General features: G+C 71.5%; 14 protein-coding genes and 1 riboswitch. Of the genes, 5 read left to right on the plus strand and 9 right to left on the minus strand.

From position 1 onward, the window contains the following. Positions 1 to 62 precede the first annotated feature (62 nt). Entirely contained in the window at positions 63 to 881 is an 819-nt protein-coding gene (locus tag D581_RS0119005; protein ID WP_018958801.1) for a hypothetical protein, read from the plus strand. 56 nt (positions 882 to 937) lie between these two features. Beyond that, positions 938 to 1,525, plus strand: a complete 588-nt coding sequence (locus tag D581_RS0119010) for a Uma2 family endonuclease (protein WP_018958802.1) — start codon at positions 938 to 940, stop codon at positions 1,523 to 1,525. 4 nt (positions 1,526 to 1,529) lie between these two features. On the opposite strand, the gene D581_RS0119015 is transcribed toward D581_RS0119010, so the two are convergent. The 9 genes from D581_RS0119015 to thrC form a co-directional block, all read right to left on the minus strand. Then, a complete protein-coding gene (locus D581_RS0119015; protein ID WP_018958803.1) occupies positions 1,530 to 3,512 on the minus strand; it encodes an ABC transporter ATP-binding protein in 1,983 nt (660 codons plus the stop codon). Then, on the minus strand, positions 3,463 to 3,936 hold the full coding sequence (locus D581_RS0119020; RefSeq protein ID WP_018958804.1) for a lasso peptide biosynthesis B2 protein: 474 nt from the start codon (positions 3,934 to 3,936) through the stop codon (positions 3,463 to 3,465). Before D581_RS0119020 ends, D581_RS0119015 begins: the two co-directional genes overlap by 50 nt. Further along, a complete protein-coding gene (locus tag D581_RS0119025; RefSeq protein ID WP_018958805.1) occupies positions 3,933 to 4,184 on the minus strand; it encodes a lasso peptide biosynthesis PqqD family chaperone in 252 nt (83 codons plus the stop codon). Before D581_RS0119025 ends, D581_RS0119020 begins: the two co-directional genes overlap by 4 nt. An 18-nt stretch (positions 4,185 to 4,202) precedes the next feature. Then, on the minus strand, positions 4,203 to 6,221 hold the full coding sequence (locus D581_RS0119030; protein WP_018958806.1) for an asparagine synthase-related protein: 2,019 nt from the start codon (positions 6,219 to 6,221) through the stop codon (positions 4,203 to 4,205). Between the two features lie 50 nt (positions 6,222 to 6,271). Further along, positions 6,272 to 6,394: a keywimysin-related RiPP gene (locus D581_RS1000000140815; RefSeq protein ID WP_018958807.1), complete on the minus strand. Its 123-nt coding sequence runs from the start codon at positions 6,392 to 6,394 to the stop codon at positions 6,272 to 6,274. Between the two features lie 742 nt (positions 6,395 to 7,136). Further along, positions 7,137 to 8,759, minus strand: coding sequence for a chaperonin GroEL (gene groL, locus D581_RS0119040; RefSeq protein WP_018958808.1), 1,623 nt, complete (start codon positions 8,757 to 8,759; stop codon positions 7,137 to 7,139). A 440-nt stretch (positions 8,760 to 9,199) separates the two neighbouring features. Further along, entirely contained in the window at positions 9,200 to 9,406 is a 207-nt protein-coding gene (locus D581_RS0119045; RefSeq protein WP_003967346.1) for a cold-shock protein, read from the minus strand. Between the two features lie 441 nt (positions 9,407 to 9,847). Next, positions 9,848 to 10,126, minus strand: coding sequence for a MoaD/ThiS family protein (locus tag D581_RS0119050; RefSeq protein WP_018958809.1), 279 nt, complete (start codon positions 10,124 to 10,126; stop codon positions 9,848 to 9,850). A 29-nt stretch (positions 10,127 to 10,155) separates the two neighbouring features. Then, positions 10,156 to 11,457 (minus strand): threonine synthase, encoded by a 1,302-nt coding sequence (gene thrC / locus D581_RS0119055; protein WP_026290675.1) that lies wholly within the window; start codon positions 11,455 to 11,457, stop codon positions 10,156 to 10,158. A 19-nt stretch (positions 11,458 to 11,476) separates the two neighbouring features. Next, positions 11,477 to 11,604: riboswitch (SAM riboswitch) on the minus strand. 154 nt (positions 11,605 to 11,758) lie between these two features. Between thrC and D581_RS0119060 the strand changes: the two genes are divergently transcribed. The 3 genes from D581_RS0119060 to D581_RS1000000141330 all read left to right on the plus strand — a co-directional run bounded on the left by D581_RS0119060 (position 11,759) and on the right by D581_RS1000000141330 (position 14,362). Beyond that, positions 11,759 to 12,709, plus strand: coding sequence for a glucosyl-3-phosphoglycerate synthase (locus D581_RS0119060; RefSeq protein WP_026290676.1), 951 nt, complete (start codon positions 11,759 to 11,761; stop codon positions 12,707 to 12,709). A gap of 64 nt (positions 12,710 to 12,773) precedes the next feature. Beyond that, positions 12,774 to 14,201, plus strand: coding sequence for a trehalose-6-phosphate synthase (locus D581_RS0119065; protein ID WP_018958812.1), 1,428 nt, complete (start codon positions 12,774 to 12,776; stop codon positions 14,199 to 14,201). Further along, a complete protein-coding gene (locus D581_RS1000000141330; protein WP_018958813.1) occupies positions 14,198 to 14,362 on the plus strand; it encodes a hypothetical protein in 165 nt (54 codons plus the stop codon). Before D581_RS0119065 ends, D581_RS1000000141330 begins: the two co-directional genes overlap by 4 nt. Positions 14,363 to 14,376 lie beyond the last annotated feature (14 nt).

A 14,376-nucleotide genomic window follows, 5' to 3' on the forward strand; every position in this document is an offset into this window, starting at 1 on the left:
AGACCCCGCCCGAGAGCGGTGCCGCGAGTCCCCCCGCGCCCCCCTCCGCGATCCCCCACCCCATGGCCAACCCCGGCTACGGCAAGCGCTCCGCCCCCGGCGCACGCCCCCGCACCGACCGGGACTTCGCCCACCTCCTCCCCCGCGACGCCGCTGTCGCCGCATACATCGACCGGCTGCCCGACGGCTCCGACATCTCCGTGAAGACCCTGGCCAAGCACCTGCCGTACGGCCAGTGCGCCCTGGGCACGACCCTCAACCGGCTTCAGGACGCGGGGCACCTGCGGCGCGGCAGCGAGTGCGTGATCACCGACGCCGCCATGCTCTGGGTGACCCGTACCTTCTTCTCCCGCACCGCACGCGAGGACGACTGGTGGAACGCCTACACCCGGGGTGACGCCCCGCCGGACGAACCCAGGCGGCCGACCCGCTCGCGGGCCTTCATCCTGCTGGCGGCGCTCGGCCGGACCGCCCCCGCGCTGACGCTGTCCGCCGCCGACTGCGTACTGCTGGAACCGCAGGTCAGCGAGTGGTTCGCGCGGGGCGCCACGGAGGCCGAGCTGCTGCACGCGCTCACCAACGGGCTGCCGTCGCCCGTCCACTGCGCCGCCCGCCTCGTCGAACGGCGCCTGCGCGACAAGCTGCCGCCCGAGCGGGTCCTGCCGGGCCCCCGTACGGTCCTGCGCACCCTGGAGTGCGGTGAATGCGGGGCCCCCGGCGCGCCCGAAGCCCTGCTCGGCGGCCTCTGCCGGCCGTGCCGGGGCCCGTCCCCACAACCGCCGGTCGGCCCGCCGGGAGCCGTGCAGCCGCCCGGCGTACGGGACCGGATGAACGCGGTCCGGGCGGGTCTGACTCCCCGATCCGAGAGGACATACCGATGACCGTGCAGCTCACCCACAGACCGGACAGGGCACGATGGAGGGGAGGAGGCGACGCCATGACCCCCAGCACCGCCGATCACGTCCCGCACGCCCAGCTGTCCGTCGAGGAGTTCGAGCAGCTCGCCCGTACGTCCCCCGAGACCGTGACGCTTGAGCTCATCAACGGAAAGCCGGCGGTCAAGCCCGTGCCGGACGGGGACCACGACGAGATCATCATGTGGGTCGCGATGCAGTGCATGCGGCAGCAGCCGGATCTGCGGCTGTACCGCGAACGCGGGCTGCGGATCGGCGGATACCGCAATGGCCGCGCCCGCCCGGACGGCACTCTGGCCCGCGCGGGCCGGTTCGCGGGTGACGGCGAGTGGTCGAGCCCGGACCGCATCCTCATGACCGTCGAGGTGACGTCGCACGACCACGACACCGACAGCCGTGATCGCACGGAGAAGCGTGACGGGTACGCGGCGTCGAGCATCCCGGTGTACCTCTTGATCGACCGCGAGTCGGACACCCTCGTCGTCCACAGCGAGCCCGACAAGGGCCGCTACCGGCAGCAGCACTCGTACGACTACGGCGACGCCGTCCCCCTCCCCGGCCCCGTCGACATCACCCTGGACACCGAGGAGCTCAAGGAGTACGCCCGCTGAAGCCTCACCGCACCTCGGCCGCGAGCTGGGTGGTCGCCAGCTCGCGGTACAGGTCGTCCCCGGCGATCAGCTCCTCGTGCGTGCCCGCCGTGCGGACCCGGCCGTCCTCCAGGACCACGATGCGGTCCGCGTGCCGGACGGTGGAGAGGCGGTGCGCGATGACCAACACCGTGGTGTGCTCCGCCAGTTCGAGGATCACGTCGCGCAGCGCCTGCTCGTTGACCGCGTCCAGCTGCGAAGTCACCTCGTCGAGCAGCAGCAGACGGGGGCGGCGCAGCAGGGCCCGGGCGATGGCTATCCGCTGGCGTTCGCCGCCGGAGAGGGTGACGCCACGGTGGCCCACCGCCGTGTCCAGGCCCTCCGGCAGCCGCTCGACCAAGCTGTCCAGGCGGGTGCGGGCCACCGCCTGGGCCACCGCCTCCTCCTCGGCGTCCGGGGCGGCGAAGAGGAGGTTCTCCCGCAGCGTTCCGGCCAGGACCGGCGCGTCCTGTTCCACGTACGCCAGCGAGCCCCGCAGCTCGGCCAGCGGCCAGTCGCGGATGTCCCGGCCGGCGACCGTGATCGTGCCGCCGTCGTGGTCGTAGAAGCGTTCCAGCAGGCTGAACACCGTCGACTTGCCCGCCCCAGACGGGCCCACCAGCGCGACGAGTCCGCCGGTCGGGACGTCGAACGTCACCCCCTTGTGGGCGGGGGCCCGCTCGTCGCCGTATCCGAACGTCACGTCCTGGAACGTGACGCCGAGCGGAGTCGCGGGGATCTCCTGCCGTACGGCTCCGGCTCCGGGACCGGCTCCGGGACCGGGACCGGGACCGGGACCGGGACCGGGACCGGGACCGGCGGCCGGCTCGCCGGGCAGCGACTCGACCTCGTCGATCCTGCGGACCGCCGCGAGCCCGCTCTGCAAGCCCGTCCAGCCCTCGACCAGGCCGCCGATCGGGCCCATCAGGTAGAAGAGGTAGAGCAGGAACGCGATCAGCGACGAGATCTCCAGCGAGCCGGACGCGACCCGTGCGCCGCCCACGCCCAGCACCGCCAGGAACGCCAGCTGGATCGACATCGCCATGGTGACGTCGGAGACCGACGACCACCGCGCCACCGATACGCCCCGGTCGTGCGCGTGCCGGGCGGCCTCCGCGACCGCCGCCGTCTCCCGCTCCTCCGCCCCGCTCGCCTTCACCGTGCGGAACGCCTGGAGCACCCGGTCCAGTGCCGCGCCCATCGCGCCCACGGCCTCCTGGGCGCGGAGCTGGGCCCGCTGGATACGCGGCATCAGCAGCGAGGTCACGGCTCCGATGCCGACGATCACCACCAGCGTCACGCCGAGCAGCGTCAGGTCCATGTACGCCATGAAGCCGATCGTTCCCAGCAGCATCAGCACGCTGTTGAACGACTCGACCAGGCCGCTGGAGAGAACCGTCCGCAGGAGGGTCGTGTCGCTGGTCACGCGTGACTGGAGGTCGCCCGGGGTCAGCCGGTCCACCGCCGGGACCTTCAACCGCATGATGCGGCCCACGAGTTGATCGCGTGCGCGGAGGACGACGCCCTCTCCCGTACGGGACATGAGATAGCGCCCGTACGCGGAGAGGCAGGCTCCTACCAGCACGAGCGCGGTCAGCGCGACGAGCGGTCCCGCGGGCGAGCGGTCCGCGGCGAACGCGTCGACCGCGTGCTTCGCCATCAGCGGCATGGCGAGGCCCGCCCCGGAACCGGCGAGCGAGAGCAGACCCGCGCGGACGAGGACGCCCCGGTGCGGACGGACCCGGGAGAGGAGCAGCCGGAGAGGAGACGGGCCCGCACCCGGCTCGTCCTTGGCGGGCCCCTCCGCGGCATCCCGCGCGGGCCGTTCTCCGGCGGGCCCCTTCCCGGCGGGTCCCTTCCCAGCAGGCTGCTCCCCTGCGGGGAAGGAGCCTGCCGACTGCGCCCCGTCCGGCCTCCCCTCAGTCCCTCGGCCCTCGTCCGCCTCCGTCGTCCCCGTCACCGTGCTCACCCGGATCCCCTCCGTCTGCCGTCACCACCATCAAGGGACGCAGATCCGCCGGTTCCGCCTGCTCGCCGACCGTACGGTCCCCCGCCTGCACCCAAGCATGCGGGGAGAACGGCGGAGCCGCCCGCACCCCCGCGCACCAGTCGGGCCAGACACCGGACATCCGGCAGGCCAGGGCGACGGCGACCGAGCGGGGCAGGCAGCCGAAACGGCCCGCGCAACGGCGGCTGGTGGTGACGACCGCCTCCCACACCTCCAGCGTCTCCGCATACGAGGCCGGGCGCGCACCCCGGGCGCACCCGGCCAGCACCCGGCGCAGCCGCCCCGGCTTGAGGCGGGCCAGGACGAACGCGGCGGCGATGGCCGTGCGCAGCCGTAACCCGCCCGCTCCCGCGCCCCGGCGCGGCATCGTCATCTCGGTGGTCACGGGTGCAGGATCCTCGCCTCGACCAGCTGCCGGGTCAGCTCCGCCACGTCCGCCTCCGCCTCGGCCCGCTCGACGTCGAAGTCGGCGAGGATCCGCTCCACGGCGATCTCGGGGGTGTGCCCCGAGGCAAGGGTGCCGACGACGATGACGCCGGTGTCGTTCAACTGCCAATAACTGCCGTCCTTCTCGTCGAGGAGGACGCCGCCGTACTCGGTGGTCGTGACGGCGATGCCTTTTCTGAGCTTCATCGGATGCCTCGCTGGTGGTCAGATGGGCGATATCGGCGATGTCGGCGGTGTCGGCGATGTCATACGTGTCCGAGGGGCGGGCCAGGCGTCCTCGGCCGTGCGGAGCCAGGTCTCCCCGGCCACGGTGGAGCTGATGGAGTGCTCGACCAGGACCGGTGAGAAGGGTTCGGCGGCGAGCCGGAGCAGTCGGCGGGAGTCGACCAGACCGCGTTCCGCCAGCCGGGAGCCGGTCCACAGAGCGGCCAGTTCCGGGGCGTGTTCGCGCAGGCCCTGGTATTCGTCGGAGGACATGTGGTCCTTCGTTGTCCGGGCCAGGAGCGCGTCCGGGACCACGCCTCGCATCGCCTCGACGAGCAGCGGTTTGTAGCGCCAGGGACTGATCCGCTCCGACAGGCGGACGGCGAGGGTCGCCTCCAGGACGCGGTCGTCGTAGAAGGGCGCGGCGACCGGCAGCCCGATCGTCATGCCGATGTCCTCCATCGCCTGGAAGTGCCGGGCCCCCATCCGTACGGCGTCGATGTCGACGTGCCGTCCGCGCCAGGGGTCGATCGGCTCGGCGTGCTCGGCGGCGGCCCGGAACTCCTCGGTGATCAGGGAGTTCGCGTGGTCGGTGAACCAGGGCCGCAGCGACTGCCGTACGCCCCAGGAGAGCAGCGGGGTCCGGGCGACCGGCTGGGGTTCGGCGGTGACCGCCCCGGCGAGCCAGCGGGGGAACGTGGAGCGGTTCAGCAGGGCCCGCACCGTGGGCAGGAGCGGCCAGCCGAGCTGGTGGCGCAGGCCGCCGAGGTGACTCCAGGCGGTGAACGGGTTGCCGTGGAAGAGGTCCTGGTAGGCGTGGGGCAGACCGAGGAAGAGTTCGTCGCCGCCGTAGCCGGTGAGGTGGTAGCGCGATCCGGTGGCGCGGGCGCGGCCGAGCAGGAGGTGCGCGCGGGCCCGGCCGGGGGCGACGGGGAGCGGTTCGTCGTTCAACTCGTCGGCGCAGGAGGCGAGATCGGCGTAGAAGTAGGGGGCGTCGCTGGCGGGGATGATCCGGTGGTCCAGGGCGGCGGACGCACTGCTCGTGCTCCCGCGCCCCCCGGCCACCGCCTCGCTCTTCCCGGCCGCCTCCACGGCCCGCCGCGCCCAGGTCTCGTCCTCGCTGTAGCGGTCCCGGGCGGCCACGGTGAGGAGGGACAGCTCGGCGGGCCCGGTCGCACGGGCGGCGAACGTGAGCGCGGTGGAGTCCAGGCCGCCGGACAGCTCGCAGCTGATCCGGTCCAGGCCGCCGACATGGGCCCGTACGGAGGCGGCGACGGCGTCACCGAGTCTTCGGGCCCCCTCGGCCAGGGAGAGTTCGGCGGGCGGCGGCTCCCACCAGCGGTGCTCCGTGGGGCCCGGGGCGGCGGCCGTGCCCAATGTCGCGGCGGGCAGGGCCAGGCCGTACCCGGCGCCGGTCTCGTACACGCCCCGCCACACGACGCGGCGGCTCAGCGGGTGCGGGAGGAAGTCGAGCATGCGCAGGGCGAGCGCGCCGTCGTCCAGGGGTGCGCCGGTCAGGCGGGCGAGGACGGCGGGGCGGTCGGAGGCGATGGTTCCGGCCTCCGGGTGCCGGGCGTGGTAGACCCGGCGCAGCCCGGAGGCAGTGCCCCGGATCCAGGTCTCGCCGGAGAGCCGGGCGATCACGTGGTGGAGGCCTGGCAGCCGGGCGAGGCGGCGTTCCAGGCCGGCCCGGTCGCGGGCGCCCTCCAGGAGACCGGCGAGCACGGCCTCGGGGACCCGGTCCGGGCCGATGAGCACGAGGGCGTCGTCGCCCCGGCGGAGATGGCTCACCTCGCGAACCAGCGGGCGGGCGACGACCCAGGGCCGCCCCGAAGCGTGGGCGACGACCGGCGTCCCGCCCGTACCGGGGCGAAGGCCCGTGCTCGGGGACGAGCCCGCCCCCGGGGGGAGACCCGTGCCCGAGGGGAGGCCCGTGTCCGGGGGGAGTTGCCCGGCCACCGCCGCTCCCGCCGCACTGTCCGGCAGGACGACGAAGTAGTCACGCGGGTGGCCGGGCATGTTCACCTTCCGGAAGTTCTCATACAGCGCACAGGAGGCCGGGGGCCGGATCAGCTGATGCGACGGACCCAGTACTCCTTGTACGAGCCGTAGAAGTAACCGGCGGTCTTCTTCGAAAAGTCGCCCTGCTTGAACAGCGACGGCTTCACGTAAGCCTTCTTCCGCAGCTTCATGACACCTTCCCTTCTGTGCGGTTGATTCCGTTATGCCCAAGTGGCTTCCGCATAACGGAAGTTGTTTATGCGACTGCTGTTCACCACGTGAACACCAGAGCCATCATGTCCCGCAGTACCGCCGGTACGCATGATTCCGACTTACCGTCCGAAGTTGGCTGGATAGCGCGAGCGACGAGGTCCGGGGCGGGCCGCTCCGGACCGTCCCCACCGGGGCCGGGAACGTAGGCCGGGCGCCGTGTGCAGTCGCACACCACCGGGGCGCGGAGGTGAAGTGGACTGGACCACTGACCGGCTGCGGTCGCCGGACCGGGCGGTGAGCTGCCACGAGAGGGAGCGGCCCACCGGGGCAGCGGGGAACCAGCCGGGACGGACCTCCGGGCGGCTCCGCGTCCGTCCTGCCTCCGATCACGGGGGCGCGCCCCCGTGATCGGCGCCACCGCGCCGGCACTGCTGCCCCACCGGGAAGGTCGCGGCAAGTAGCCATTCGGCCATGGCCCGCACACCGGGCCGGCCCGCGTCGGCCCGCGTCGGCTCGCGTCGGGCCGCGTCGGCTCGCGTCGGGCCGCGTCGGCTCGCGTCGGGCCGCAGCGGCCCGTCGGGAAACGCCCCGTCGGGGAACGCCCGTCGGGGAACGCCACAGGGGCGGCACCTCCGCGAAGGAGATACCGCCCCTGTGGGACGTACGGCGAACTTCGATCAGCCGGAGGGCTCCCGGGCGGGCCCGGGACTCCGCGGCGGATCAGAAGTCCATGTCACCGCCCGGCATGCCGCCCGGGGCGGCCGCGCCGGCCTTCTCGGGCTTGTCGGCGATGACGGCCTCGGTGGTGAGGAAGAGCGCGGCGATGGAGGCGGCGTTCTGCAGAGCGGAGCGCGTGACCTTCGCCGGGTCGAGAATGCCCTCGGCGATCATGTCGACGTACTCGCCGGTCGCGGCGTTGAGGCCGTGACCGATCGGCAGGTTGCGGACCTTCTCCACGACGACGCCACCCTCAAGACCACCGTTGACGGCGATCTGCTTGAGCGGGGCCTCCAGCGCGAGCTTCACGGCGTTGGCGCCGGTCGCCTCGTCGCCCGTGAGGTCGAGCTTCTCGAAGACGGCCGAGGCCTGGAGCAGAGCCACGCCACCACCGGCGACGATGCCCTCCTCGACGGCGGCCTTGGCGTTGCGCACCGCGTCCTCGATGCGGTGCTTGCGCTCCTTGAGCTCCACCTCGGTGGCCGCGCCGGCCTTGATGACGGCCACGCCGCCGGCCAGCTTCGCCAGACGCTCCTGGAGCTTCTCGCGGTCGTAGTCCGAGTCGGAGTTCTCGATCTCGGCACGGATCTGGTTGACGCGACCCTGAACCTGGTCGCTGTCACCGGCGCCGTCGACGATCGTGGTCTCGTCCTTGGTGATGACGACCTTGCGCGCACGGCCGAGCAGGTCCAGGCCGGCGTTCTCCAGCTTGAGACCGACCTCCTCGGAGATCACGGTGCCACCGGTGAGGATGGCGATGTCCGCGAGCATGGCCTTGCGGCGGTCACCGAAGCCCGGAGCCTTGACGGCGACGGACTTGAACGTGCCCTTGATCTTGTTGACGACCAGGGTGGAGAGCGCCTCGCCCTCGACGTCCTCGGCGATGATCAGCAGGGGCTTGCCCGACTGCATGACCTTCTCCAGCAGCGGGATCAGGTCCTTGACGCTGGCGATCTTCGAGTTGACGATCAGGATGTACGGGTCGTCGAGCGACGCCTCCATACGCTCCATGTCGGTCGCGAAGTACGCCGAGATGTAGCCCTTGTCGAAGCGCATACCCTCGGTGAGCTCAAGCTCCAGACCGAAGGTCTGGGACTCCTCGACGGTGATGACGCCTTCCTTGCCGACCTTGTCCATCGCCTCGGCGATCTTGGCGCCGATCTCGGTGTCGGCGGCGGAGATGGAGGCGGTCGAAGCGATCTGCTCCTTGGTCTCCACGTCCTTGGCCTGCTCCAGCAGAGCGGCGGAGACGGCCTCGACGGCCTTCTCGATGCCCCGCTTGAGGGCCATCGGGTTGGCACCTGCGGCGACGTTGCGCAGGCCCTCGCGGACGAGAGCCTGAGCCAGAACGGTGGCGGTGGTCGTACCGTCGCCGGCGACGTCGTCCGTCTTCTTGGCGACCTCCTTGACCAGCTCCGCACCGATCTTCTCGTACGGGTCCTCGAGCTCGATCTCCTTGGCGATGGAAACACCATCGTTGGTGATCGTGGGCGCGCCCCACTTCTTCTCGAGGACGACGTTACGGCCCTTGGGGCCGAGGGTGACCTTGACGGCGTCGGCGAGCTGGTTCATCCCGCGCTCGAGACCGCGCCGTGCCTCCTCGTCGAACGCGATGATCTTGGCCATGTGAAGTGGTCCTCCCGGACAGGGGTGGATTTCTCCGGACCGAGAGGCGCCCGCGACGGACGGCCTGCCTGCGTGGTGGTTCCTTGCCCCACCGCGCCTGCGGGCCTCACCGGCCCGGTCCAAGTTTCTGTCACTCTCACCTGGAGAGTGCTAACGCCAATGATTAGCACTCGACCCCTGCGAGTGCAAGCGTCCTTCTCCGGATGTGGACAGCGGGGCGCCTCGAATGCGGGCGGCGCGGCGCCTCGGATGCAGGCGGCGGCGCACCTCGGACGCGGGACGGCAGCACGCCTCGGATGTACGCGGCGGCGCACCTCGGACGCGGGACGGCGACACGCGCCTCCCGGCAGGGCCCCCGGGACGCACGTAGGGCCCGGCTCCCTGATCCGGGGGCCGGGCCCTGCGTGCGTGAGTAGTGTCGTCGGACGACCGCGCCGAACTCAGCCGACGGCGAGCTTGACCATGTCGGCCTGGGGCCCCTTCTGGCCCTGCGAGATCTCGAATTCAACTCGCTGACCCTCTTCGAGGGTGCGGTACCCGTCCATCTGGATCGCGCTGTAGTGGACGAAAACATCCGCACCACCGTCGACCGCGATGAAGCCGTACCCCTTCTCCGCGTTGAACCACTTGACGGTGCCCTGAGCCATGCCTAACTCCCCTATTACTGGCCCTTGCACGGGACCGCACTTCGCGGACCCGGGTCGGAACTCACCCCCGACAGGAGAGGGTGTGCGGCGCCGCAGCGCGTCGACCGCGGCCGAATGTATCCGCCCAACTGCCCTCTGCAACAGGTCAATCGGACGAGAATTCTGGGCGCAGCAGAACACGCGAATATGCGGGTTTGCTGAGATTTACGGGCAAGTCGGGCCAGACAAAGGGCACTTATGCCGCAAGAGGTTCACGTACTTTGGCTGCATCTCATCGGAGCCGGGCGCATTCACATATGCGGGCGGCACGGGCAGCGGACGGGGCTTCCCCAACTGTACCGTGCTCAACCATACAGAATTGCCCCCTCCGCTTCTCTCGCGGAGGGGGCAACTGTGGTCACACGGAGGTGCGATGGGCCGCCGTGGAGCGGCCCGGGCGGTTCAGCAGCCGCCGGCGACGGCGGGAATGATCGAGACGCCCGCGCCGTCGGGCGTGACCGCGTCCAGGCCGCCCTCGAAGCGCACGTCGTCGTCGTTGACGTACACGTTCACGAAGCGGCGCAGCTTGCCCTGGTCGTCCAGGACGCGGGCCGCGATGCCCGGGTGGTCCTTCTCCAGGGACTCGATGACCTCGGAGAGCTTGGCGCCCTCCGCCGGGACCTCGGCCTGGCCGCCCGTGTACGTACGGAGGATGGTGGGGATGCGGACCTTGACGCTCATGGTGGGTGCCTTCCTGAAGTCTCGGGTGATCAGCCGGCGACGAGGCCCGCGGCGCGGAACGCGTCCAGGCTCGGCTTGATGGTCGCCGTGGCCTGCGAGGTCGCGGAGACCGCGTCCAGCGTCTTGAGGCCGTCGCCGGTGTTCAGGACGACGGTGGTGAGCGCCGGGTCGATGACGCCCGCCTCGACGAGCTTCTTCGTCACGCCGAGCGTCACGCCGCCCGCCGTCTCGCCGAAGATGCCCTCGGTGCGCGCCAGCAGCTTGATCGCGTCGACGACCTGCTCGTCGGTCACGTCCTCCACCGCGCCGCCGGTGCGGCGGGCGATGTCCAGGACGTACGGGCCGTCCGCCGGGTTGCCGATGGCCAGCGACTTGGCGATGGTGTTCGGCTTCTGCGGGCGCACCACGTCGTGGCCGGCCTTGAAGGCGGCGGAGACCGGGGAGCAGCCCTCGGCCTGGGCGCCGAAGATCTTGTACGGCCTGTCCTCGACGAGGCCGAGCTTGATCAGCTCCTGGAACCCCTTGTCGATCTTCGTGAGCTGGGAGCCGGACGCGATCGGGATGACGATCTGGTCGGGCAGCCGCCAGCCGAGCTGCTCGCAGATCTCGTACGCCAGCGTCTTGGAGCCCTCGCCGTAGTACGGGCGCAGGTTGACGTTGACGAAGCCCCAGCCCTCGCCGAGCGGGTCGCCGATGAGCTCGGAGCAGAAGCGGTTGACGTCGTCGTAGTTGCCCTCGATGCCGACCAGCTCACCGCCGTACACCGCGGCCATGACGACCTTGCCCTGCTCCAGGTCGTGCGGGATGAACACACAGGAGCGCAGTCCGGCCCGGGCGGCGGCGGCGCCGACGGCTCCGGCCAGGTTGCCCGTGGAGGAGCAGGAGAGGGTGGTGAAGCCGAAGGCGCGGGCGGCCTCGACGGCGATGGCGACGACGCGGTCCTTGAAGGAGTGCGTCGGGTTGCCGGAGTCGTCCTTCACGTACAGGCCGCCGGTGACGCCCAGCTCACGGGCGAGGTTGTCGGCCTTGACGAGCTTGGTGAAGCCGGGGTTGATGTTGGGCTTCTCCGCGACGTCCGCGGGCACCGGCAGCAGCGGGGCGTAGCGCCAGATGTTGTTCGGGCCGGCCTCGATGCGCTTGCGCAGCTCCTCCGGGGAGCCGGTGGGCAGGTCGTAGGCGACTTCCAACGGCCCGAAACAGGACGCACAGGCGAAAAGGGGGCCGAGGTCGAAACGCTCGCCGCACTCGCGGCAGGAAAGCGCCGCGGCGGGGCCGAGATCGACGGCCGGGGCGGAAGAAGCGGTCGTACCTGCAACGGTCTGAACAGCCATGATGGCGGAGGTCCCTTTCTCCTCATCTTCCCTACGACGCATTTCGCCGCAAGACGGAATTGGCACCTTCCCCACCGTGACCTCGCGGTCGGCAGGAGGGTTGCCGGGACTTCAACGGGCCGTTCCCTCAGTCCCTCTGGATGAGCTCTTATGGCGCTGGATCTTCGATCCAGGCGTTTATGCGCGCTCCGACCCCGACATGCGACGGCCATCCGCGTTGTTCAAGACTGTAACCGAAGCACCGGACCGTTGAGATAGTCGTCCGAACCGCGAGATGGATCACACACAGGGAGTGCCGACCGTGCTCGAAGAGGTGGAACGCTGGCTGACCAGGCGTTCCTGGTCGTCCGGCGACCGCCCGCTGAACCGGCTCACCGACGCCCGGGACGCCGATCCGCACCGCACGTCCGTGAGCGTGGTGCTGCCGGCGCTGAACGAGGAGGCCACGGTCGGCCGAATCGTGGCGACGATCCGCCGGGAGCTGATGGAGAAGGTCCGGCTCGTCGACGAACTCGTGGTGATCGACTCCGGCTCCACCGACGCCACCGCCGCCGTGGCCCGGGCGGCCGGCGCCCGGGTGGTCCACCGGGACGCGATCCTGCCCCGCGTCCCGGCCCTGCCCGGCAAGGGCGAGGTGCTGTGGCGGTCACTCCTGGTGACGAGCGGCGAGATCGTCTGCTTCGTCGACGCCGACCTCAGGGACTTCTCCGCGGACTTCGTCTCGGGCACGGTCGGACCGCTGCTCACCGACCCGTCCGTCCAGTTCGTCAAGGCGATGTACGACCGCCCGCTCGGCGACAGCGCAGGTCAGGGCGGTCGGGTCACCGAGCTGGTGGCGCGCCCGCTGCTCAATCTGCACTGGCCCCAGCTGGCCGGGTTCGTGCAGCCGCTGGGCGGCGAGTACGCGGTGCGGCGGTCCCTGCTGGAGCGGCTGCCGTTCCCGGTCGGTTACGGAGTGGAGCTGGGCCTGCTGGTCGACGCGCTGCACACGGTGGGCCTGGACGCGCTGGGCCAGGTCGACGTCGGCGTACGGAAACACCGCCACCAGGACGGGCAGGCGCTGGGCCGGATGGCGGCGGCGATCTACCGCACGGCGCAGCTGCGGCTCTCCCGGGGTCATCTGGTGCGGCCCGCGCTGACCCAGTTCGAGCGCGGCGACGACGGCTTCGTACCCCGCACCCATGCGGTGGACACGGAGGAGCGGCCGCCGATGCGGGAGATCGCGGAGTACGCGGAGCGCCACGCGGCGTGAGGCGGTGGGCCGCATGACGCCCTGAGGCGTTTGGGGGCTTCCCGAACGGGCTAGGTTCCGCTACATGGTCTCCGAGCACGCCGAACACGAAACCGAACCCGGATCCGAACCCGCGGCCGCCGCCTCCACCGCCCAGGTCCTCGTCGCGTCCAACCGCGGCCCGATCTCGTACACGCTCGGCGAGGACGGGACGCTCGACGCCAAGCGCGGCGGCGGCGGTCTCGTCTCCGGGCTGAGCGCCGTCGACGACAAGCTGTGGGTCTGCGCGGCCCTCGGCGACGGGGACCGCGAGGCGGTGCGGCGCGGGGTCGGCGAGGCGGGCGTGCGGATGCTCGACATCGACGCCGAGGTCCACGCGGACGCGTACAACGGCATCGCCAACTCGGTGCTGTGGTTCGTCCACCACCTGCTCTACCAGACGCCCGTGGAGCCGGTCTTCGACGCGGAGTTCCGCCGCCGGTGGGCCTCGTACGAGACGTACAACCGGGCCTTCGCCGAGGCACTCGCCGAGGAGGCGGGCCCCGGGGCGTCGGTCCTCGTGCAGGACTACCACCTGGCCCTGGTCCCCGGCATGCTCCGTGAGCTGCGCCCGGACCTCAGGATCGGCCACTTCTCGCACACCCCGTGGGCGCCCGTCGACTACTACCGGCTGCTGCCCGACGACATCGCGGAGCAGCTGCTGCGCGGCGTCCTCGGCGCGGACCGGGCCGCGTTCCTGACCCGCCGCTGGGCGGACGCGTTCATCGGCTGCTGCACGGAGATCCTCGGCGGCACGGGCCGGACGAGGATCGGGGTGCACGGCCTGGGGGCCGACGCGGACTTCCTGCGCCGGCGCTCGCACGAGGCGGACGTGGACGAGCGGATGGCGGCGCTGCGGGAGCAGGTGGGCGAGGGCCGGAAGACCATCGTCCGGGTGGACCGCACCGAGCTGTCCAAGAACATCGTGCGCGGCCTGCACGCGTACCGGGCCCTGCTGGACGCCCACCCCGAGTGGCGCGAGCGCGTCGTGCACATCGCCTTCGCCTACCCCTCCCGGCAGGACCTCGCCGTCTACCGGGACTACACGGCGGCGGTGCAGACCCTGGCCACGGAGATCAACCAGTCGTACGGCACGGAGACCTGGACGCCGGTCGTGCTCCACGTCAAGGACGACTTCGCCCGCTCGCTGGCCGCGTACCGGCTGGCGGACGTGGCCCTGGTCAACCCGATCCGCGACGGGATGAACCTGGTCGCCAAGGAGGTCCCCGTCGTCTCCGACCACGGCTGCGCGCTGGTGCTGTCGCGGGAGGCGGGGGCGTACGAGGAACTGGGCGAGGACGCGATCGTGGTGAACCCGTACGACGTGGTGGGCACGGCGGAGGCCCTGCACGAGGCGCTGACGATGAGCGCCGACGAACGGTCCGGCCGCACGAAGCGCCTGGCCGAGGCGGCGACCGCGCTGCCGCCGCAACAGTGGTTCCTGGACCAGCTGGAGGCGCTGCGGCAGGGGTGAGGGCTCACGGGACGGGGGCCCTGCTCGGCTGGGCCACGGCCACGGACGAGAAGACGGGAGCTGCGGGACGGGTCGAGGACACCTACCTGGTGCGGCTGACCGAGCCCCTACCCGCGGGCCGGGCTGCTCTCGGCACGCTGCTCGTGACCGCGAAAGCCTGATGCCCGGCCGGGAC

It is taken from the genome of Streptomyces sp. CNB091, from assembly GCF_000377965.1.